The 20,668-nt window shown below is 52.8% G+C and carries 16 protein-coding genes, 1 tRNA gene and 1 other RNA gene; 15 read left to right on the top strand and 3 right to left on the bottom strand.

The window, feature by feature from the left end:
- Nucleotides 1-122: 122 nt before the first annotated feature.
- From eptB to QNN86_RS09955, 10 genes are all read left to right on the top strand, one after another.
- The gene (gene eptB / locus QNN86_RS10000) at nucleotides 123-1,814 is read left to right on the top strand and encodes a kdo(2)-lipid A phosphoethanolamine 7''-transferase (protein ID WP_182270759.1); all 1,692 of its coding nucleotides are present in this window, start codon (nucleotides 123-125) and stop codon (nucleotides 1,812-1,814) included.
- 91 nt (nucleotides 1,815-1,905) lie between these two features.
- Nucleotides 1,906-1,982: transfer RNA gene (locus QNN86_RS09995), tRNA-Pro, on the top strand.
- 31 nt (nucleotides 1,983-2,013) lie between these two features.
- Nucleotides 2,014-2,148: non-coding RNA, RtT sRNA (locus QNN86_RS09990), on the top strand.
- Between the two features lie 607 nt (nucleotides 2,149-2,755).
- Complete coding sequence (locus QNN86_RS09985) at nucleotides 2,756-2,992, top strand: hypothetical protein (protein ID WP_414211095.1); 237 nt, start codon at nucleotides 2,756-2,758, stop codon at nucleotides 2,990-2,992.
- A complete protein-coding gene (gene dppA / locus QNN86_RS09980; RefSeq protein WP_182270760.1) occupies nucleotides 2,907-4,514 on the top strand; it encodes a dipeptide ABC transporter periplasmic-binding protein DppA in 1,608 nt (535 codons plus the stop codon). The genes QNN86_RS09985 and dppA overlap by 86 nt, the downstream gene beginning before the upstream one ends.
- Nucleotides 4,515-4,680: 166 nt before the next feature.
- Nucleotides 4,681-5,700: a dipeptide ABC transporter permease DppB gene (gene dppB / locus QNN86_RS09975; RefSeq protein ID WP_096759162.1), complete on the top strand. Its 1,020-nt coding sequence runs from the start codon at nucleotides 4,681-4,683 to the stop codon at nucleotides 5,698-5,700.
- A 9-nt stretch (nucleotides 5,701-5,709) separates the two neighbouring features.
- Complete coding sequence (gene dppC, locus QNN86_RS09970; protein ID WP_115257214.1) at nucleotides 5,710-6,612, top strand: dipeptide ABC transporter permease DppC; 903 nt, start codon at nucleotides 5,710-5,712, stop codon at nucleotides 6,610-6,612.
- 10 nt (nucleotides 6,613-6,622) lie between these two features.
- On the top strand, nucleotides 6,623-7,606 hold the full coding sequence (gene dppD / locus QNN86_RS09965; RefSeq protein WP_096759164.1) for a dipeptide ABC transporter ATP-binding protein: 984 nt from the start codon (nucleotides 6,623-6,625) through the stop codon (nucleotides 7,604-7,606).
- Nucleotides 7,603-8,607, top strand: coding sequence for a dipeptide ABC transporter ATP-binding subunit DppF (gene dppF / locus QNN86_RS09960; protein ID WP_279277539.1), 1,005 nt, complete (start codon nucleotides 7,603-7,605; stop codon nucleotides 8,605-8,607). Before dppD ends, dppF begins: the two co-directional genes overlap by 4 nt.
- A gap of 176 nt (nucleotides 8,608-8,783) precedes the next feature.
- A complete protein-coding gene (locus QNN86_RS09955) occupies nucleotides 8,784-9,986 on the top strand; it encodes a sigma 54-interacting transcriptional regulator (protein ID WP_182270761.1) in 1,203 nt (400 codons plus the stop codon).
- A gap of 44 nt (nucleotides 9,987-10,030) precedes the next feature.
- Here QNN86_RS09955 and QNN86_RS09950 read toward each other — a convergent pair whose 3' ends face one another.
- A complete protein-coding gene (locus tag QNN86_RS09950; RefSeq protein ID WP_181618335.1) occupies nucleotides 10,031-11,329 on the bottom strand; it encodes an amino acid permease in 1,299 nt (432 codons plus the stop codon).
- 118 nt (nucleotides 11,330-11,447) lie between these two features.
- Nucleotides 11,448-12,644 carry a methionine gamma-lyase gene (megL, locus tag QNN86_RS09945; protein ID WP_096759168.1) on the bottom strand — a complete coding sequence of 399 codons (1,197 nt, stop codon included), beginning with the start codon at nucleotides 12,642-12,644 and terminating at the stop codon, nucleotides 11,448-11,450.
- Nucleotides 12,645-13,071: 427 nt separating this feature from the next.
- Between megL and QNN86_RS09940 the strand changes: the two genes are divergently transcribed.
- From QNN86_RS09940 to QNN86_RS09925, 4 genes are all read left to right on the top strand, one after another.
- Nucleotides 13,072-13,179: a type I toxin-antitoxin system toxin Ldr family protein gene (locus QNN86_RS09940; protein ID WP_042311730.1), complete on the top strand. Its 108-nt coding sequence runs from the start codon at nucleotides 13,072-13,074 to the stop codon at nucleotides 13,177-13,179.
- A gap of 226 nt (nucleotides 13,180-13,405) precedes the next feature.
- The gene (gene hmsP / locus QNN86_RS09935; protein ID WP_414211024.1) at nucleotides 13,406-15,391 is read left to right on the top strand and encodes a biofilm formation regulator HmsP; all 1,986 of its coding nucleotides are present in this window, start codon (nucleotides 13,406-13,408) and stop codon (nucleotides 15,389-15,391) included.
- A 178-nt stretch (nucleotides 15,392-15,569) separates the two neighbouring features.
- Nucleotides 15,570-16,856 carry a dicarboxylate/amino acid:cation symporter gene (locus QNN86_RS09930; RefSeq protein WP_414211023.1) on the top strand — a complete coding sequence of 429 codons (1,287 nt, stop codon included), beginning with the start codon at nucleotides 15,570-15,572 and terminating at the stop codon, nucleotides 16,854-16,856.
- 221 nt (nucleotides 16,857-17,077) lie between these two features.
- Nucleotides 17,078-18,571 (top strand): M16 family metallopeptidase, encoded by a 1,494-nt coding sequence (locus QNN86_RS09925; protein WP_414211022.1) that lies wholly within the window; start codon nucleotides 17,078-17,080, stop codon nucleotides 18,569-18,571.
- A 99-nt stretch (nucleotides 18,572-18,670) separates the two neighbouring features.
- Here QNN86_RS09925 and QNN86_RS09920 read toward each other — a convergent pair whose 3' ends face one another.
- Nucleotides 18,671-19,600 carry a sugar kinase gene (locus QNN86_RS09920; protein ID WP_096759172.1) on the bottom strand — a complete coding sequence of 310 codons (930 nt, stop codon included), beginning with the start codon at nucleotides 19,598-19,600 and terminating at the stop codon, nucleotides 18,671-18,673.
- 230 nt (nucleotides 19,601-19,830) lie between these two features.
- Between QNN86_RS09920 and pdeH the strand changes: the two genes are divergently transcribed.
- Nucleotides 19,831-20,598 (top strand): cyclic-guanylate-specific phosphodiesterase, encoded by a 768-nt coding sequence (pdeH, locus tag QNN86_RS09915; RefSeq protein ID WP_182270764.1) that lies wholly within the window; start codon nucleotides 19,831-19,833, stop codon nucleotides 20,596-20,598.
- Nucleotides 20,599-20,668 lie beyond the last annotated feature (70 nt).

Genomic DNA, 20,668 nt, shown 5'->3' with positions numbered 1-20,668 from the left:
TACCTGTGGTCTACTTACTCGCGCCCGTAGACATTTCAAACTCTGTCGTTGTCGCATCTTTCATCTGCGCAGTCTAACCGACTGTAAGCAGGGCTTTTTATCCCGTTTTCCAGGTTTTATTGATGAGATATATTAAGTCGATGACGCAGCAGAAGCTCTGTCTCTTGCTGGCAATCTATATCGGTCTGTTTATGAACTCCGCTGTATTTTACCGTCGTTTTAGCGGATATGCGTACGAGTTCACCGTCTGGAAAGGAATCTCTGCGGTTGTTGAATTAGCTGGCGCGGTGCTGGCAACCTTCTTTTTACTTCGTCTTCTCTCTTTATTTGGCCGACGCGCCTGGCGTGTACTGGCGACCTTTGTGGTGCTGTGCTCTGCAGGTGCCAGCTATTATATGACCTTCCTGAACGTGGTGATCGGTTACGGTATTATTGCCTCGGTTATGACCACCGATATTGATTTATCGAAGGAAGTTGTGGGCTGGCATTTTATTGCGTGGCTGGTTTCGGTCAGTATTTTGCCGTTGCTCTTAATCTGGAATAACCGCTGTCGCTACACCCTGATAAAACAGCTGCGCACGCCAGGTATGAGATTTCGCAATGTGGCGGTCGTTTTGCTGGCGGGGATCATGGTATGGGTGCCGATTCGTCTGCTCAGCATGCAGCAGAGATCCGTCGAGCGTGAAACCGGCATCGATTTACCCAGCTACGGCGGTGTCGTGGCAAACTCCTATCTGCCGTCAAACTGGCTCTCCGCGTTAGGGCTGTATGCCTGGGCGCAGGTTGATGAGTCCTCAGACAACCAATCGCTGATGAACCCGGCGAAAACATTCACCTATGTTGCCCCCAAGAATCTCGATGACACCTACGTGGTGTTTATTATTGGTGAAACCACTCGCTGGGATCATATGGGGATTTTTGGCTACGAGCGAAATACCACACCAAGACTGGCTCAGGAGAAAAACCTGGCGGCATTCCGTGGGTATTCATGTGATACCGCGACCAAGCTGTCGCTGCGCTGCATGTTTGTACGTCAAGGTGGTGCGGAAGAAAACCCACAGCGGACGCTGAAAGAACAAAACGTCTTTTCCGTGCTCGGTCAGTTAGGGTTTAAAACAGACCTTTACGCGATGCAAAGCGAGATGTGGTTCTACAGTAATACCATGGCGGAAAACATCGCCTATCGTGAACAAATTGGCGCAGAGCCGCGTAACCGTGGCAAAACGGTTGACGATATGCTGCTGATTACTGAAATGCAGCAATCCTTAAAACAGAATGACAGCGGTAAGCGCCTGATTATTCTGCATACCAAAGGTTCACACTTTAACTACACGCAGCGCTACACCCGCGAGTATGCACAGTGGAAGCCTGAGTGTGTGGATGTCGATAGCGGCTGTTCGAAAGAACAGATGATTAACTCTTTCGACAACTCGGTGACCTATGTCGATCACTTTATTACCAAAGTGTTTGATCAACTGCGCGATAAGAAAGCGATAGTGTTCTATGCCGCCGATCACGGTGAGTCTATTAACGAACGTGAGCACCTGCACGGTACGCCGCGTAAAATGGCGCCGCCAGAGCAGTTCCGCGTGCCGATGATGGTGTGGATGTCGGATAAGTATCTGGAAGACCCCGATCATGCGAAGGCGTTTGCTCACCTGAAGCAAGAGGCGGATATGAAGGTCCCGCGCCGCCATGTGGAACTGTATGACACCATTTTGGGTTGCCTCGGTTATACCTCGCCGAACGGCGGTATAAATGAGAACAATAACTGGTGCAACGTTTCGGGCGGGCAGAAAGTCGCGGCGCAGTAACCGGCCTGCTGACTTTCTCGCCGATCGAATGGCATTTTGATACGAAGGGATTGACGGGCGCGCACCTGAGCAGTAAGATGCGCCCCGCATTCGGTGATTGGCGCAGCCTGGTAGCGCACTTCGTTCGGGACGAAGGGGTCGGAGGTTCGAATCCTCTATCACCGACCAAATTCAAAACCCTGCTCTACGAGCAGGGTTTTTTGCATTTGAAGTCGAGAGGATGAGAACCTCCGGGGGCAAGAGGTTCGACTCGAGCGGTAGCGAGAGAACGTTGCGTCAGCAACGGCCCGCAGGGCGAGCCACGCAGTGGCGAGTCATCCTCTATCACCGACCAAATTTAAAACCCTGCTCAACGAGCAGGGTTTTAAATTTGAAGCCGAGAGGATTTGTAGGCCTGATAAGCGCAGCGCCATCAGGCAATTAAAGTGCGCGGGAGTCGGCATCGCTGGATGACGGCGCAGACGCCTTATCCGGCCTACAGACGAGGAGCTGACAGGATGTATTTTGCGTTTTCCCGTCCCCATTTTGACCTTCATTTCACCTGCAAAATTTGTGTACCACTTCCCACTGTCTGTTAACGATTCTGTGACATATTCCATTGTCTTTTTTTATATTTGCTTGAATCTTTTTTTGCGTTACTTATGGCTGAACCTAGCATTTTCCGCTGTGCGCTTTAACGTTCATGGTATTAATCGCTCAGATATGCAGCATTGCTTAAGAAATTTTTCACATTTTGCATAAATGTTAATCACTAAATGTTGCTAAATATGAAGATATTTATTCTGGGGTAGACCGCGTAGCACAAATTTCCCTGCTGAAAATGCCCCTCTGCACTTTTTTTAATCTTTGTTTGCGAATTCTCACCGTTGGCGTAAATCACGGTTACCTGTATTGACGTTTTCACATTCTGTTGACAGATTGTAGGGCATGAGGGGCATTTCATGGAGAATCCGCACTGCAACTCAGTCGCTTATGTGAACGGAATCCCCATCCTCTTAACGCCGATCCGGCCGGGTAAAAAACAAAAAAGGCCAGGCGGTGCAAACCCACTGCAAAGGGTAAAACAACAAACATCACATTTGGAGCAGAAGAATGAGTATTTCCTTGAAGAAGTCAGGGATGCTGAAGCTTGGTCTGAGCCTGGTGGCTATGACCGTCGCAGCAAGCGTACAGGCTAAAACTCTGGTTTATTGTTCAGAAGGATCTCCTGAAGGCTTTAACCCACAGCTTTTCACTTCTGGCACAACCTATGATGCCAGCTCAGTACCGATCTATAACCGCCTGGTTGAGTTCAAAACCGGTACGACTGAAGTGATCCCGGGTCTGGCTGAGAAGTGGGAAATCAGCGAAGACGGTAAAACCTATACCTTCCATCTGCGCCAGGGCGTGAAGTGGCAGGATAATAAAGACTTTAAACCAACGCGTGACATGAACGCCGACGATATCGTCTTCTCCTTCGATCGTCAGAAAAATGCTCAGAACCCGTATCATAAAGTTTCTGGCGGTAGCTATGAATACTTTGAAGGCATGGGCCTGCAAGACCTGATCAGTGAAGTGAAGAAAGTCGACGATAATACCGTTCAGTTCGTACTGACCCGCCCGGAAGCACCGTTCCTTGCGGATCTGGCGATGGACTTCGCGTCTATTCTTTCCAAAGAATATGCCGACAATATGCTGAAAGCCGGTACGCCGGAGAAAGTGGATCTGAACCCAATCGGTACCGGTCCGTTCCAGCTGCAGCAGTACCAGAAAGACTCGCGCATTTTGTATAAAGCGTTCGAAGGTTACTGGGGCACCAAGCCGCAGATCGACCGTCTGGTCTTCTCCATCACCCCTGACGCGTCCGTGCGTTATGCCAAGCTGCAGAAGAACGAGTGCCAGGTGATGCCGTACCCGAACCCGGCTGACATCGCACGTATGAAGCAGGATAAAAACCTCAACCTGCTGGAGCAGGCGGGCCTGAACGTCGGTTACCTCTCTTTCAACACCGAGAAGAAACCGTTTGATGACGTGAAAGTGCGTCAGGCGCTGACCTACGCGGTGAACAAAGAAGCGATCATCAAAGCGGTATATCAGGGCGCAGGCGTTGCAGCCAAGAACCTGATCCCGCCAACCATGTGGGGCTATAACGACGACGTTAAAGACTACAGCTACGATCCGGAAAAAGCCAAAGCGCTGCTGAAGGAAGCGGGCCAGGACAAAGGCTTCACCGTTGAACTGTGGGCGATGCCGGTACAGCGTCCGTACAACCCGAACGCACGCCGTATGGCTGAGATGATTCAGGCAGACTGGGCGAAGATTGGCGTCCAGGCCAAAATCGTCACCTACGAGTGGGGCGAGTACCTCAAGCGTGCTAAAGCAGGCGAGCACCAGGCCGTTATGATGGGCTGGACCGGAGACAATGGGGATCCGGATAACTTCTTCGCCACTCTGTTCAGCTGTGCGGCGGCGAAAGATGGCTCCAACTACTCCCGCTGGTGCTACAAACCGTTTGAAGACCTGATTCAACCGGCCCGCGCGACCGACGACCACAACAAGCGTATTGAACTCTACAAACAAGCTCAGGTAGTGATGCATGACCAGGCGCCTGCGCTGATCATTGCTCACTCCACCGTGTATGAGCCAGTGCGTAAAGAAGTCAAAGGCTATGTGGTTGATCCATTAGGCAAACACCACTTCGAAAACGTCTCTGTCGAATAATTAAAAGCAATTAAGGAAGCGCTGCGCCCCGGTATTGTGTAGGCCGGATAAGCGCAGCGCCATCCGGCGTAATGCTTTACCCACGATGCAGTTTGCGTGGGATAAGATTTGTGAGCAATACAGATTCACGGTTCCAGGCCGTGCGTCATTAGAGAGAATCCGGGTTATGTTGCAGTTCATTCTCCGACGTTTGGGACTCGTCATCCCTACGTTTATCGGTATCACTCTTCTCACCTTTGCTTTCGTCCATATGATCCCCGGCGATCCGGTAATGATCATGGCGGGTGAACGTGGGATCTCCCCTGAGCGTCATGCTCAACTGCTGGCTGAACTCGGTCTGGATAAACCGATGTGGCAGCAGTACCTCCATTACATTTGGGGGGTTATGCATGGTGACTTAGGCATTTCGTTAAAAAGCCGCTTGCCGGTGTGGGAAGAGTTCGTGCCGCGCTTTAAAGCGACGCTGGAACTTGGCGTCTGCGCCATGATGTTTGCCACCGCGGTAGGCATTCCCGTTGGTGTACTCGCCGCGGTTAAGCGTGGTTCCATTTTCGATCACACCGCTGTGGGTCTGGCGCTGACCGGTTACTCCATGCCTATCTTTTGGTGGGGCATGATGCTGATCATGCTGGTTTCAGTACAGTGGAACCTGACGCCGGTTTCCGGGCGGGTGAGCGACATGGTGTTCCTTGATGACTCCAATCCGCTGACCGGGTTTATGCTGATCGACACCGCCATCTGGGGTGAAGAGGGTAACTTCATTGATGCCGTGGCGCATATGATCCTGCCCGCGATGGTGCTGGGCACCATTCCTCTGGCCGTTATCGTGCGTATGACCCGTTCGTCAATGCTGGAAGTGCTGGGCGAAGATTACATTCGTACCGCGCGCGCCAAGGGGCTGACGCGGATGCGCGTGATCGTCATTCATGCTCTGCGCAACGCCATGCTGCCCGTGGTGACAGTTATCGGTCTGCAGGTCGGTACGCTGCTGGCAGGGGCTATTCTGACCGAAACCATTTTCTCGTGGCCGGGTCTGGGGCGCTGGCTGATTGATGCGCTGCAACGCCGTGATTATCCGGTAGTGCAGGGCGGTGTATTACTGGTAGCGACGATGATTATTCTCGTCAACCTGCTGGTAGACCTGCTGTACGGCGTGGTGAACCCGCGTATTCGGCATAAGAAGTAAGGGGCCATCATGTCACAGGTTACTGAAAATAAAGTTATTGCTGCACCGGTGCCGATGACCCCGTTGCAGGAGTTCTGGCACTATTTTAAACGCAACAAAGGTGCGGTCGTTGGCCTCGTTTATGTGGTCATCGTGCTGTTTATTGCCATTTTCGCCAACTGGATTGCGCCCTATAACCCGGCGGAACAGTTTCGCGATACGCTGCTGGCACCTCCTGCGTGGCAGGAAGGCGGCTCGTGGGCGCATCTGTTTGGTACTGACGACGTCGGGCGCGATGTGCTGTCGCGCTTGATGTACGGTGCACGCCTGTCGCTGCTGGTCGGCTGTCTGGTGGTGGTGCTCTCGCTGCTGATGGGCGTGATTCTCGGGCTGGTGGCCGGTTATTTCGGCGGCATCGTTGATAACGTCATCATGCGCGTGGTCGATATCATGCTGGCACTGCCGAGCCTGCTGCTGGCCTTGGTGCTGGTGGCGGTATTTGGCCCATCGATAGGTAATGCGGCGCTGGCACTGACGTTCGTGGCGCTGCCGCACTATGTGCGTCTGACACGTGCCGCCGTGCTGGTGGAAGTGAACCGCGACTACGTCACCGCCTCTCGCGTGGCGGGTGCCGGTGCGATGCGCCAGATGTTCGTCAATATTCTTCCTAACTGTCTTGCGCCGCTGATTGTTCAGGCGTCGCTCGGCTTCTCTAACGCCATTCTCGATATGGCCGCGCTTGGCTTCCTGGGCATGGGCGCGCAGCCGCCAACACCGGAATGGGGCACTATGCTCTCCGACGTGTTGCAGTTCGCGCAAAGTGCCTGGTGGGTCGTGACCTTCCCGGGTCTGGCGATCCTGCTGACGGTGCTGGCATTTAACCTGATGGGTGACGGTCTGCGTGACGCGCTCGATCCCAAACTGAAGCAGTAAGAGGTTCGAGATGGCGTTATTAAATGTAGACAAATTATCTGTACATTTCGGCGACGTTGGCGCCGAATTCCGTGCCGTAGACCGCATCAGCTACAGTGTGAACCAGGGCGAAGTGGTGGGGATTGTCGGGGAATCCGGCTCCGGTAAGTCCGTCAGTTCACTGGCGATTATGGGGCTGATTGACTACCCCGGCCGCGTGATGGCGGAAAGCCTTGAGTTTAACGGCCGCGACCTGAAACGCATCTCTGAAAAAGAGCGTCGCCAGCTGGTGGGTGCTGAAGTGGCGATGATTTTCCAGGACCCAATGACCAGCCTCAACCCGTGCTACACCGTCGGCTACCAGATTATGGAAGCCATTAAGGTGCATCAGGGTGGCAACAAGAAAACCCGTATTCAGCGGGCGATTGACCTGCTGACGCTGGTGGGCATTCCTGACCCGGCTTCACGTCTTGATGTGTATCCGCACCAGTTGTCTGGAGGCATGAGTCAGCGCGTGATGATCGCCATGGCGATTGCCTGTCGTCCGAAACTGCTGATTGCCGATGAACCGACAACCGCGCTGGACGTGACTATTCAGGCGCAGATCATCGAACTGCTGCTGGAGCTTCAGCAGAAAGAAAATATGGCGCTGGTATTGATTACTCATGACCTGGCGCTGGTGGCAGAAGCGGCACACAAAATCATCGTTATGTATGCCGGTCAGGTGGTGGAAACCGGGGCTGCACACGATATTTTCCGCGCGCCCCGCCATCCGTATACCCAGGCATTGCTGCGTGCGTTGCCGGAGTTTGCGCAGGATAAAGCGCGTCTGGCCTCGTTGCCGGGCGTGGTGCCGGGTAAATACGACCGCCCGAACGGTTGTCTGTTGAACCCGCGCTGTCCGTATGCCACGGACAAATGCCGTAGCGTAGAGCCGGAGCTGAACATACTGGGCGAAGGTCGCCAGTCGAAATGCCACTACCCACTCGATGATGCCGGGAGGCCCACACTATGAGTACGCACGAGGCCACCTCGCAACAGCCATTGTTGCAGGCAATTGACCTGAAAAAACACTATCCGGTGAAGAAGGGGATGTTCGCCCCGGAGCGCCTGGTTAAAGCGCTGGACGGCGTGTCATTTACCTTAGAGCGTGGCAAAACGCTGGCGGTGGTTGGCGAGTCGGGCTGCGGAAAATCAACGCTGGGTCGCCTGCTGACGATGATTGAAGTTCCGACCGGCGGTGAGCTGTATTACCAGGGGCAGGATCTGCTCAAGCATGACCCGCAGGCACAGAGGCTGCGTCGGCAGAAAATCCAGATTGTGTTCCAGAACCCTTACGGCTCGCTGAACCCGCGTAAGAAAGTGGGACAGATTCTGGAGGAGCCGCTGCAGATCAATTCCTCGCTCAGCAAAGAGCAGCGTCGTGAAAAAGCGCTGGCGATGATGGCGAAAGTGGGCCTGAAAACTGAGCACTACGACCGCTATCCGCACATGTTCTCCGGTGGTCAGCGTCAGCGTATTGCCATCGCCCGCGGTCTGATGCTCGACCCGGACGTGGTGATTGCCGACGAACCGGTCTCCGCCCTGGACGTTTCCGTGCGTGCACAGGTGCTGAACCTGATGATGGATCTGCAGCAGGATCTGGGGCTGTCCTATGTCTTTATCTCCCACGACCTGTCGGTAGTGGAACATATTGCCGATGAAGTGATGGTGATGTATTTAGGTCGCTGCGTGGAGAAAGGGACCAAAGATCAGATCTTCAACAATCCGCGCCATCCGTACACCCAGGCGCTGCTCTCTGCGACGCCGCGTCTGAACCCGGACGACCGTCGTGAGCGCATCAAGCTGACCGGCGAGCTGCCAAGCCCGCTGAATCCACCGCCGGGCTGCGCGTTCAACGCCCGCTGCCGCCGTCGTTTTGGTCCTTGTACCCAGCTACAGCCGCAGCTTAAAGATTACGGCGGTCAGCTGGTGGCGTGCTTTGCCGTAGACCAGGATGAGAATCCGCAGCAATAAGCGTGGGTTATGACCCAATAACCGGAGCCTTGTGCTCCGGTTTTTTTATATTTCGTTTTTACTTCCACAATGTGAGTCCATTGGCAGAACATTATTCCACAGCGTCTAGAATGTAGTCAGATTCTTGAGCGTCACCGAAATATCTACTTCTCAGTTGCTAACTACCTGGAGCAAATGTGGTCACGATACGCTGGGATATTAAAACAATTGATCGCCTGTCTATGGTTGAGGATGTCCTGAAGGAGTTTTCCTGCTGTGATATCAATATCATCTCAATGAAAGTGACGGCAGGCCGGATCCTGATTAAATCCTGGTGCCGTCAGTTGCAGGATATTTCTTGCGTGCAATCCAGCTTAAGTCAGCGTGCCGATATTATTAACGTTGCTTACCTTTGCGAAGAGATAAGCGAACTGTCGATGCCCGAAGTGGAACGCCCGCGCTATTTTTCAGATATTATTTGCAGCAGCCAGAGCATGCAGGCACTGATCGAAAAAGCGATCAGAATTGCGGACAGCAAATATACCGTCCTGATCCGCGGTGAAACCGGCACCGGTAAAGAGCTGCTGGCCCGGGCGATTCATAATTCGGGTCAGCGCAGTTTTTATCCGTTTATTCCGGTTAACTGTTCCGCATTACCCGAGTCGCTGATGGAGAGTGAATTCTTCGGCTACGAAAAAGGTGCTTTCAGCGGTGCGGACGCTAAAGGCAAAAAAGGGCTGTTTGAAATGGCCGATAAAGGCACCCTTTTTCTGGATGAATTTGGTGAGATGCCACTGAATTTACAGGCCAAATTACTGCGTGTACTGCAAGATGGCGGGATCCGCCGCGTGGGCGGGGCGCAGATTATTCCGGTTAACGTGCGTATTATTGTGGCAACCAACGCCAATCTGGAAGAGATGGTCGAACAACGCCTGCTGCGCGCCGACCTCTATTATCGAATTAACATCCTCTCTCTGACTATTCCTCCGTTGCGGGAACGCCCGCAGGATCTCAGCCTGCTGATCCGCCACTTTGTGCAGAAATATGCGAAAGAATTTCAGCGTCGGTTAATTCTGGATAAAGGCTGCTTTGATGCTATGCATCATCATGGTTGGCCGGGAAACGTGCGCGAACTGGAAAACACCATTATTCGTCTGATGTTGATGGCCGAATCTGATGTGATTACCCGAGAGGATTTGGGTATCGCGAATATAACCTCAGTTAATCAGGCCCGCGGCGGACAGCCTTTTAAACAGCAGGTTCAATGCGCTGAGCGTCAGCTGATTGAGCAGATGGTAGAAGAGAATGTTTCATCGCGGCATATTGCCAAAGCGCTGGGCGTATCGCATACCACGGTGCTGAATAAAATCCGCAGCTATCAGCTGGAGAGCGTGGAGTAAGCGCCGTCAGGGCTGACGGCGCTGTCATCGGGTTATTTAATTTGTTATTCAATCAGCTTCAACAGCGGTGACAGGCACAGCAACATTCCGTACAGCAGGATAAGCCAGGTTTTTACCCCGCGCAGTTTTTCCAGCTGTGTGACTTTATAAATCAGGAAGAACGGAATAATGCACGAGACGATACCGTAAAGCGGGCTACCCAACTGGAAGAACACCAGTACCGATACGCGGAACGACACCCAAATCACCAGCGTGGTGACGATAAAGGCGCAAATCCCCAGCGTCAGAACCAATGGATTAATTTTCTCAACGTCGATAACACGACCTAGTACGTTCAGAATAATACCCTTCATGGCCTCGTGGAATCCCAGATAAATACCGAAGAATGCTGTCAGTACGGCAAAAATATTCAACACCGTGGAGGTGATGTGAATAATTTGTCCTGGGATAACCTGAGCCGCCAGCGCCAGTGCGGAAATATTTTGTTCGAAGGCTGAGACCGCTTCTTCATGGCTAATAGAGAAGGTAAAGGAAAATGAGAAGAACAAAATGACTGCAATCAACGTAATATAACTGATGCGGTGGGTACGAATGACCATGCGCGTAGCCAACACCCGGTCTGACACCCGTTTGCGGTAGGCGATATTCATGGGGTTCAGCACCTGAATAAACACCGCCGAGAAGAAACAGAATGGGATGGTCAGCAGAACATCGCGGAAGAAGACGCCCGCCTCAGGGAATGCACTGATATTGCTGAAGTTCCAGTGGGGAACCATCGCAAAGCCAAACACAATGATGATGCCAACTTTTACCACCACCATCGGGCCGGAGATTTTGAACAGCAGCTTTTCTCCGCCGGAAGCAATGGCAACCAGCACCGCAAAAATCGCGACTTTGTAGATAATTGACTGCGAAAGATCGGCATCGGTGAGTCCGAAGGTTTTGATATAGGACGCACTGTCAAAAACAACCGATAATGAATAAATAAAGATGCCGTGGATAATCATCAGAAAATAGATGACACCAAGAAATACGCCCCAGTTCTTACCTAGATAATGACTAATAATATCGGTGTAGTCATTGCAGGTTTCACTTTCAGAGAGCGTTTTTAAATAAATATCCTGTACAATATAGGTGGCGGGATAAGCAATAATAAAAGCGACAATAAATACCCAAATACCGGTTAAACCAATTTGTACCGGCATCAGCACCGTTCCGGCGCCAATTGCCATGCCGATGCAGAGTAATACCCAACCAAAATCGTATTTTGTAAAAGGTAGCTTTGTTGAGAAGGATGCGGCGGTTGCTGTAGTGTTGCTTAATTGTAATGTGTTGTCCTGCATAGAACCCCCTGCCGAAAATACACGCTCTCCCCCGAAAAGGAATTACGTGTATAGCCAGGCTGTTGTGCCTTGATTCTCAACGGCCTGAACCGATCTGCATCGGTTCAGGCCGTAATAGTCAGAATGTTGCCTTTCTGATGGCGTGTTCAAGGTCGTTAATAATATCTTCTGGATCTTCAAGACCAACAGAAAGACGGATAAGTCCGTCGGTAATACCTGCTTTAAGCCGTTCCTCTGGCGCAACGGGCGAATGTGTCATAGACGCTGGGTGCTGAATGAGGGTTTCGGTGTCACCGAGACTGACCGCGAGGAGGCACAATTCTACAGAATTGATCATCCGTCTGCCAGCCTCGAGGCCGCCGGCGATTTCGAAGCTGATAATTCCTCCCGGCAGGCTCATCTGACGTTTACCCAGCTCATACTGCGGATGTGAAGGCAAGCCAGGGTAATACACGCGGGTAATGGCTGGATGCCCTTCCAGGAAGCGGGCAATTTTTAACGCGTTTTCACAATGGCGCTCCATTCGGATGCCCAGCGTTTTCACGCCGCGCAGCGTCAGCCAGGCGTTGAACGGACTCATGCAGCCGCCGGTGATATCTTTCAGCCCGACGAATCGTGCCTGGTCGATAAATTCCTGCTTGCCAACAATCACACCGCCAATCACGTCCCCGTGGCCGTTGATGTACTTGGTCACGCTGTGCACCACGATGTCGGCACCTAACAGCAGAGGTTGCTGGCAGTAGGGCGACATAAAGGTGTTATCCACGACCAGCAATGCGCCTTGCTGATGGGCGATACCGGCGACCGTTTCAATATCAACCAGCGAGAGCGTTGGGTTTGCTGGTGTTTCGATATACACCACTTTGGTTTCCGGGCGCATGGCCGCGCGGATTTCTTCCGGCTTGGCGGCGTCGACGAAGCTGACGTTAATGCCGAACTTCGGCAGGCTGTGTGACAGAAAAGCGTGAGTACAGCCGTAAATAGCACTGGCGGAAACGATATGGTCGCCCTGCTGGCACAGGGTCAACAACGAGGTGGTGATGGCTGAAATACCGGACGCAGTGGCCAGCGCGGCGTCGCCTCTTTCCAGTACCGCCAGCTTTTTCTCCAGCGCGTCGGTGGTGGGGTTTCCCAGACGCGTATAGATGTAGCCGGGTTCTTCAAGCGCAAAGCGGGCGGCGCCCTGTTCGGCACTGTCAAAAACGAAGGTTGACGTCTGGAAAATAGGCGTACTGAGCGCGCCAGTGGAAGGGTCGGGTTGTTGCCCCGCGTGAACGATCTGGGTATTAAATCCGTAAGCACGACAGTCAGACATGATATCTCCTTTGATTCGGAACAGAACAGCTCACAGTCAAATAGCAATCGCTGTGCCAGAACATGAGTGTATAGATATCAATGTGTTAGTAATTTAATCATTTGAGATGCCGTCAGGAAAGTTGCCAGTTGGCAAATAACTTTCCAGCGGTTAGCGGGTTTATTAAGCCTTAATTGCGAGGCTTTACGCAGACTGGATTACGCTGGGGTGATGGGGGGGACGTGTTGCCGTAGAATCAAAAACAAGCCGGGAATTCCCGGTGAGGCGCAATGTTGCGGGGGCTTGATCCCCGGCGGCATCGGTTGCTGGAAAGAGAAAACCCCCGCACGTTGTTCGGTATAAACCTGGCAACAAAACGGGGGCTGACTTGAACCTGAACAACTCAAGGATAGCCGTGAACAGTTGCCATTGCAACACAGGCGGCTATATGACGCTCGCACAGTTAGGCGTGGCCTTCTGGCACGATTTAGCGGCTCCGATCATCGCTGGTATTATTGCCAGTTTGATTCTGAGCTGGTTGCGTAACAGGAAGTAATGCTCTTAGTGGGCGTCTGCCTGCCGTGATGGCAACATGCGCCCGAACCAGGCCGCAGGGGGCGACCTTGCGGCCTTTTTCGACTTAAATGCAGATAAATCTCGTCGTCAGGTGCCTATCCTGTCGCGATAATGCACGTTGGGAAGTTTTCAGATACCGTCTCTCTTAATACCGCTACGATCGGGTATACTCTGACGGCAGTTTCGTCTATCCGTGGAGAGTCAGTTTGCGTGTCAGTCGCTCGTTAACAATTAAGCAGATGGCAATGGTCGCGGCCGTAGTCATGGTGTTTGTTTTTATTTTTTGCACCGTTTTGCTGTTTCATTTGGTACAGCAGAACCGCTATAACACGGCTACGCAACTGGAAAGTATCGCCCGCTCTGTACGTGAGCCCCTGTCGGCCACCATTCTGAAAGGGGATATCCCCGAAGCGGAGACGATTTTACGGCGAATTCAGCCCGCGGGCGTGGTCAGCCGCGCCGATGTGGTACTGCCGAATCAGTTTCAGGCTTTGCGGATGAGCTTTATTCCCGAACGTTCGGTCCCGGTAACGGTGACGCGTCTGTTCGAACTGCCGGTGCAGATCTCGCTGCCGGTCTATTCTCTGGAGCGTTCTGCCAACCCGCAGCCGCTGGCCTATCTGGTGCTGCAGGCGGATTCGTATCGTATGTACAAATTCGTGATGAGTACACTCTCAACGTTAGTGACCATTTACTTACTTTTATCCCTGATCCTGACGGTGGCGATTTCCTGGTGCATTAACCGATTGATTATTCACCCATTACGTAAAATTGCACGAGAGCTGAATGAGATCCCTCAGCAGGCGTTAATGGGTTACCAACTAACGCTGCCGCGCCTGCATCAGGATGATGAGATTGGTATGCTGGTGCGCAGTTACAACCTGAATCAGCAACTGGTGCAGCGCCACAGTGAAGAACAAAGCGACTACTCAATGCGTTATCCGGTCTCCGATCTGCCCAATAAGACGTTTTTAATGGGGTTGTTGGAACAGGTTGTATCCCGTAAGCAAACGACGGCATTGATGATTGTCACCTGCGAAACGCTGCGGGATACCGCGGGCGTACTGAGCGAAACCCAGCGGGAAATCCTGTTGCTGACAGTGGTTGAAAAACTCAAGTCGGTGCTGGCGCCCAGAATGGTGCTTACCCAGGTGAGCGGCTACGACTTTGCTATTATTGCGCATGGCGTGAAGGAGCCCTGGCATGCCATTACATTAGGTCAGCAAGTACTCACTATCATTAATGAGCGGTTACCTATTCACGGCATCCAACTGCGCCCCAACTGCAATATTGGGGTGGCGATGTTTTATGGCGACTTAACCGCAGAACAACTTTACAGCCGCGCGCTCTCTGCCGCACTCACCTCACGCCGGAAGGGTAAAAACCAGATTCAGTTCTTTGACCCGCAGCAAATGGAAGAAGCTCAGCAGCGTTTGACGGAAGAGAACGACATTCTTACCGCGCTGGACAACCAGCACTTTGCGCTGTGGATGCAGCCGCAGGTAGACATTGCCAGCGGCAAAATACTGAGTGCGGAAGCGCTGTTACGGATGCAGCAGCCGGATGGAAGCTGGGAACTGCCGGAAGGGTTAATCGACAGGATTGAATCCTGTGGTCTGATGGTAACTGTCGGGTACTGGGTGCTGGAAGAGTCCTGCCGCCAGCTTGCAGCCTGGCAGGAGCGCGGTCTGATGCTTCCACTATCGGTCAATCTTTCTGCACTGCAGTTAATGCACCCGAATATGGTGTCAGATCTGCTGGAACTACTAAACCGATATCGTGTGAAGCCCGGCACGCTGATTCTCGAAGTGACCGAAAGCCGGCATATTGATGATCCCAACGCGGCCGTTGCCATTTTGCGCCCGCTGCGTAATGCGGGAGTGCGTATCGCGTTGGATGACTTTGGTATGGGATACGCTGGCTTACGCCAGTTGCAGCACATGAAGTCGCTGCCGGTGGATGTGCTCAAAATCGATAAGATGTTTGTCGACGGCGTGCCTGAGGATTGCAGCATGATCACGGCGATTATTCAGCTGGCGCACAGCCTCGATTTACAGATGATTGCCGAAGGTGTCGAAACCGAAGCCCAACGCGCGTGGTTAGAGCAGGCGGGTGTGGAAGTGGCGCAGGGATTCTTATTTGCCCGTCCAGTTCCGGCAGATATCTTCGAAGAACGTTATTTAACGCAGTAATGGGCTGATTACAAAACTTAAAAAAGGGTGCGCTTGTGCGAGCCAGCTCAAAATTTTTAACATTTTTGTATCAATTATGATCTTTGTACATTTCTGTCATGTTGTGTGGGTGTTACTTTAGGGCCGCAGGTTAAATAAAACCTTACAAGACCTGTGGTTTTTACTTTAAGGACACCCTATGAAAACCTCAATATTCAAAAGCCTTTACTTTCAGGTCCTGACAGCGATTGCCATCGGTATTCTCCTTGGCCATTACTACCCTGAATTAGGCGCCCAAATGAAACCGCTTGGCGACGCGTTCGTTAAGCTCATTAAGATGGTCATCGCTCCCGTCATCTTCTGTACTGTCGTTACCGGCATTGCAGGCATGGAAAGTATGAAAGCAGTAGGCCGCACGGGTGCGGTTGCACTGCTTTATTTTGAAGTAGTCAGTACGATTGCGCTGATCATCGGTCTTATCATCGTCAACGTGGTGCAACCCGGTGCCGGGATGAACGTCGATCCGGCCACGCTGGATGCCAAAGCCGTCGCGATTTACGCTGAGCAGGCAAAAGACCAGGGGATTGTGGGCTTCCTGATGGATATTATCCCAGGTAGCGTCATTGGCGCGTTCGCCAGCGGCAACATCCTGCAGGTATTGCTGTTCGCGGTGATGTTTGGTTTCGCGCTGCACCGTCTGGGCAGCAAAGGCCAAATGATTTTCAACGTGATTGAAAGCTTCTCGCAGGTCATTTTCGGCATCATCAATATGATCATGCGCCTGGCGCCAATCGGTGCTTTCGGGGCCATGGCCTTTACCATCGGTAAATATGGCGTCGGTACGCTGGTACAGCTGGGGCAGTTGATTATCTGCTTCTACATCACTTGTATTCTGTTTGTGGTGGTGGTGCTGGGGTCTATTGCTCGTGCAACCGGCTTTAGCATCTTCAAGTTCATCCGCTATATCCGTGAAGAATTGCTGATCGTTCTGGGGACATCATCTTCCGAGTCCGCGCTGCCGCGTATGCTTGATAAGATGGAAAAACTGGGCTGTCGGAAGTCGGTGGTCGGGCTGGTTATCCCTACCGGTTACTCGTTTAACCTTGATGGGACCTCGATCTATCTGACGATGGCGGCGGTGTTTATCGCTCAGGCCACGAACAGTCATATGGATATCTTCCATCAGATAACCTTGTTGGTGGTGCTGCTGCTCTCCTCGAAAGGGGCTGCGGGTGTCACCGGAAGTGGCTTCATTGTGCTGGCGGCGACGATCTCCGCCGTGGGTCATTTGCCGATTACCGGTCTGGCATTAATTCTCGGTATTGACCGCTTTATGTCTGAAGCCCGTGCGCTGACCAACCTGATTGGTAACGGCGTGGCAACGGTCGTTGTGGCTAAGTGGGTGAAAGAACTGGATACCAAAAAGCTGGATGACACGCTGAATAACCGTGCGCAGGATGGCAAAACGCACGATTTATCCTCTTAATCTCGTCACTTATGCCCGTAGTCCCTTGTAGGGCTACGGGCTCCTGCGCATAATTACCCCCTGTACCTGAAGCTGTCGATCCGATGGTTTCGGGATTTTTTCACTTCTTCCGTGACATTTTCATGTTCTCGCGGTCTAACACGAAGTGTTTTAACGTCATATTCAGAGAGTCCTGTTCAGGGCTGTCTTTTTATTACCAGGATTGTTGATCAGGGGTTCACATGCAGGGCACAAAAATTCGACTTTTAGCAGGCAGCTTGCTGATGATGGCCTCTGCCGGCTATGTGCAGGCAGATGCGCTCCAGCCTGACCCGGCATGGCAACAGGGTACGCTGGCAAACGGTTTACAGTGGCAAGTGTTGGCCACCCCCCAGCGCCCCAGCGACCGTATCGAGGTTCGCCTGCTGGTTAATACCGGTTCACTCACCGAAAATACACAACAGAGTGGTTTCAGCCATGCGATCCCGCGTATCGCGCTGACGCAAAGCGGTGGCCTTGATGCCACGCAAGCCCGTTCATTGTGGCAGCAGGGGTTCGATCCCAAGCGTCCCATGCCGCCCGTTATCGTTTCCTATGATTCCACGCTGTATAACCTCAGCTTGCCCAACAACCGTAACGACCTGCTGAAAGAGTCGCTCTCTTATCTGGCGACTATCTCCGGCAAGCTGACCATCACGCCAGAAACCATCAACCATGCGCTGAGCAGCGAAGATATGGTGACAACCTGGCCGGTGGACACTAAAGAAGGCTGGTGGCGCTACCGACTGAAAGGATCAACGCTGCTGGGACACGATCCTGCCGATCCGCTGAAAACCCCGGTCGATGCTGAGAAAATTCAGTCGTTTTACCAGAAATGGTATACCCCGGACGCCATGACGCTGATTGTCGTCGGCAACGTTGATGCGCGCAGCGTGGCTGAGCAAATCAACAAAACCTTTGGCGAATTAAAAGGTAAGCGTGAGACACCGGCCCCGGTACCGACGCTCTCTCCACTACGCGCTGAAGCGGTGAGCATTATGACCGATGCGGTACGCCAGGATCGCCTTTCCATCATGTGGGATACGCCGTGGCAACCGATCCGTGAATCCGCCGCGCTGTTACGCTACTGGCGTGCTGATTTAGCTCGTGAAGCGCTGTTCTGGCATATTCAGCAGACGCTTACCAGGAACAATGCGAAAGATATCGGCCTCGGCTTTGACTGCCGGGTGCTGTTCCTGCGTGCGCAGTGTGCCATTAACGTTGAGTCGCCGAATGATAAGCTGAATGCGAATCTGGGTACGGTGGCGCGTGAGTTGGCGAAAGTGCGTGATAAGGGGCTGCCAGAAGATGAATTTAACGCGCTGGTGGCACAAAAAAATCTGGAACTGCAGAAGCTGTTTGCCACCTATGGCCGAACCGATACCGATATCTTAATCAGCCAGCGCCTGCGCTCGCTGCAAAATCAGGTGGTGGATATTGCGCCGGAACAGTACCAGCGTTTACGCCAGAACTTCCTCAATGGCCTGACCGTAGAAATGTTGAATCAGGACCTGCGCCAGCAACTGTCGCAAGAAATGGCACTCATTCTGCTGCAGCCGAAGGGTGAGCCGGAATTCAATATGAAGGATCTGCAGGCGACGTGGGATGCCATCATGGCGCCGGTGGCCGCTGCGGCAGCGTCGGTTGAAACCGATGAGTCGCATCCTGAAGTGACGGATATTCCGCCAGTACAGTAGAGGGTATCGTAACCTGTAGGCCGGGCAAGCGAAGCGCCCCCGGCGTACCCAATGCCGGATGAGGCGTTAACGCCTTATCCGGCCTACAAGAACAACCCGTTATTGTGGCATGGCATCGCGCGGAATAATCGCACCGCGATGCTGAATAACTGTGCTTGCTGTCAGGTGGCCGCGTTTAGCGGCTTCTGCGGCATCACCACCGGTTAAGCGTACGGCCAGATACCCGGCGCTGAACGAGTCGCCCGCGGCAGTGGTATCAATCACTTTCTCTTTCGGCAGTTTTACCGCCGGTACATCAATGAGCTCTTCGCCATTGATAGACACCAGGCACGAGTCTGCGCCGCGTTTCACCACTACTTCTTGCACACCGGCCGCGTGAGTGCGAGCAATGACCTCCGCAACGGGTTTTTCACCCCACAGCGCGTCTTCATCATCCAGCGTCAGGAACGCGATATTGGTGCACTCCAGCATCTGCTGATACACCTGCTGCGTCTCTTCTTTACTGCTCCACAGGCGCGGGCGGTAGTTGTTGTCAAAAATGACTTTTCCGCCGTTGGCGCGGCATTCGCGCAGCAGTGACAGCAGTTTCTCGCGGCTGGTCGGGCTTAAGATCGCCAGGCTTATACCGCTCAGGTACAGGTAGTCGAACGTCGCCAGCTCTTCGCAAATGGCGGCGGATTGCTCACTCTCCAGCCAGAATTTTGCAGCGGCTTCATTACGCCAGTAATAGAAGGTACGTTCGCCAGTGCTGTCAGTCTCAATGTAATAGAGACCCGGAAGACGATTGTCCATGCGCTGCGTTAATGAGGTATCGACGTTTTCGCCATGCCAGGATTCCAGCATCTGTTGGCTGAAACTGTCCGTGCCCAGCGCCGTGACATAGTGTACAGAAAGGGCCGCAGAATCGACCTGACGGGCGATATAAACGGATGTATTCAACGTGTCGCCACCGAAACCGCGCTGAACGTCTGCGCCTTTCTGTGACAGTTCAATCATGCATTCGCCAATCACGGCAATCTTGCTGGACATAGTCGTAACCTGCTCTGAAAAAAATTAACGGTAGTGTGCGCTGTGGGTGTTAAGTGGTCAACTATATTAAAACATCGTTCCATTAATTTTTTGAGCCAACGCGTATTCTGCGCAATTTTTTGCTGCCTGGTTTTTATTTTGCGATGTGCTGAACGTAAAGTTCTGCGCCCGAGCGCCGATAACCTTTGACGAGTCCGGTCAGTCACACTCTTATTTACAGGACACCTCAGATGATAAAGCAGGTTACCCAGCCGCTCATTACGCCTGATGCGAGTATCGAAAGCTTGCTGGAGAGACGCTATTGGCTGCAGTGCGAGCGTGCTTACACCTACCAGCCGATTTACCAGACCAATGGGCGGCTGATGGCCGTTGAACTGCTGACAGTGGTGAGCCATCCTGACAATCCTGCCCAGCGCCTTGCGCCGGACCGCTATTTTGCCGAAATAGCCGTACGTCATCGTATTGACGTGGTGAAAGAGCAGCTTCTGCAACTCCAACTGAAAAGCGACTTTTTCAGAGCCCACGACCTGCTGGCGTCGGTGAACGTCGATGGCCCGACGCTGCTGGCGATGCGCCAGGATCCCGACATACTGAAAATCATTGAATGCCTGCCGTGGCTGCGCTTTGAGCTGGTGGAGCATATTCGCTTACCGAAGGGGGCGTCATTTGCCTCAATGTGCGAGTTTGGTCCACTTTGGCTGGATGACTTTGGCACCGGGATGGCGAATTTCTCCGCTCTAAGCGAAGTCAGCTATGACTACATTAAGGTGGCGCGGGATCTGTTTATTATGCTGCGCCAGACGCCGGAAGGCCGCAACTTGTTCACCCTGCTGCTGCAGTTGATGAACCGTTATTGCCGCGGCGTGATTGTTGAAGGTGTGGAAACACTGGAAGAGTGGCGCGACGTGCAAAACTCACCGGCGTTCGCTGCGCAGGGCTATTTTCTCTCGCGTCCGGTTCCCCTGAATACCCTTGAAGAGGTGATATTGTCTCTGTGATGCTGGCGTCATCGGCCTCCTTTTAACCCTGCTGGACTATCTTTAGAACAGGCAAGGAAGAAAGTGAGGA

Source organism: Citrobacter sp. C348 (assembly GCF_047467975.1).
GTDB lineage: Bacteria > Pseudomonadota > Gammaproteobacteria > Enterobacterales > Enterobacteriaceae > Citrobacter > Citrobacter gillenii.
This window is presented reverse-complemented; position numbering and strand designations above follow the sequence as displayed.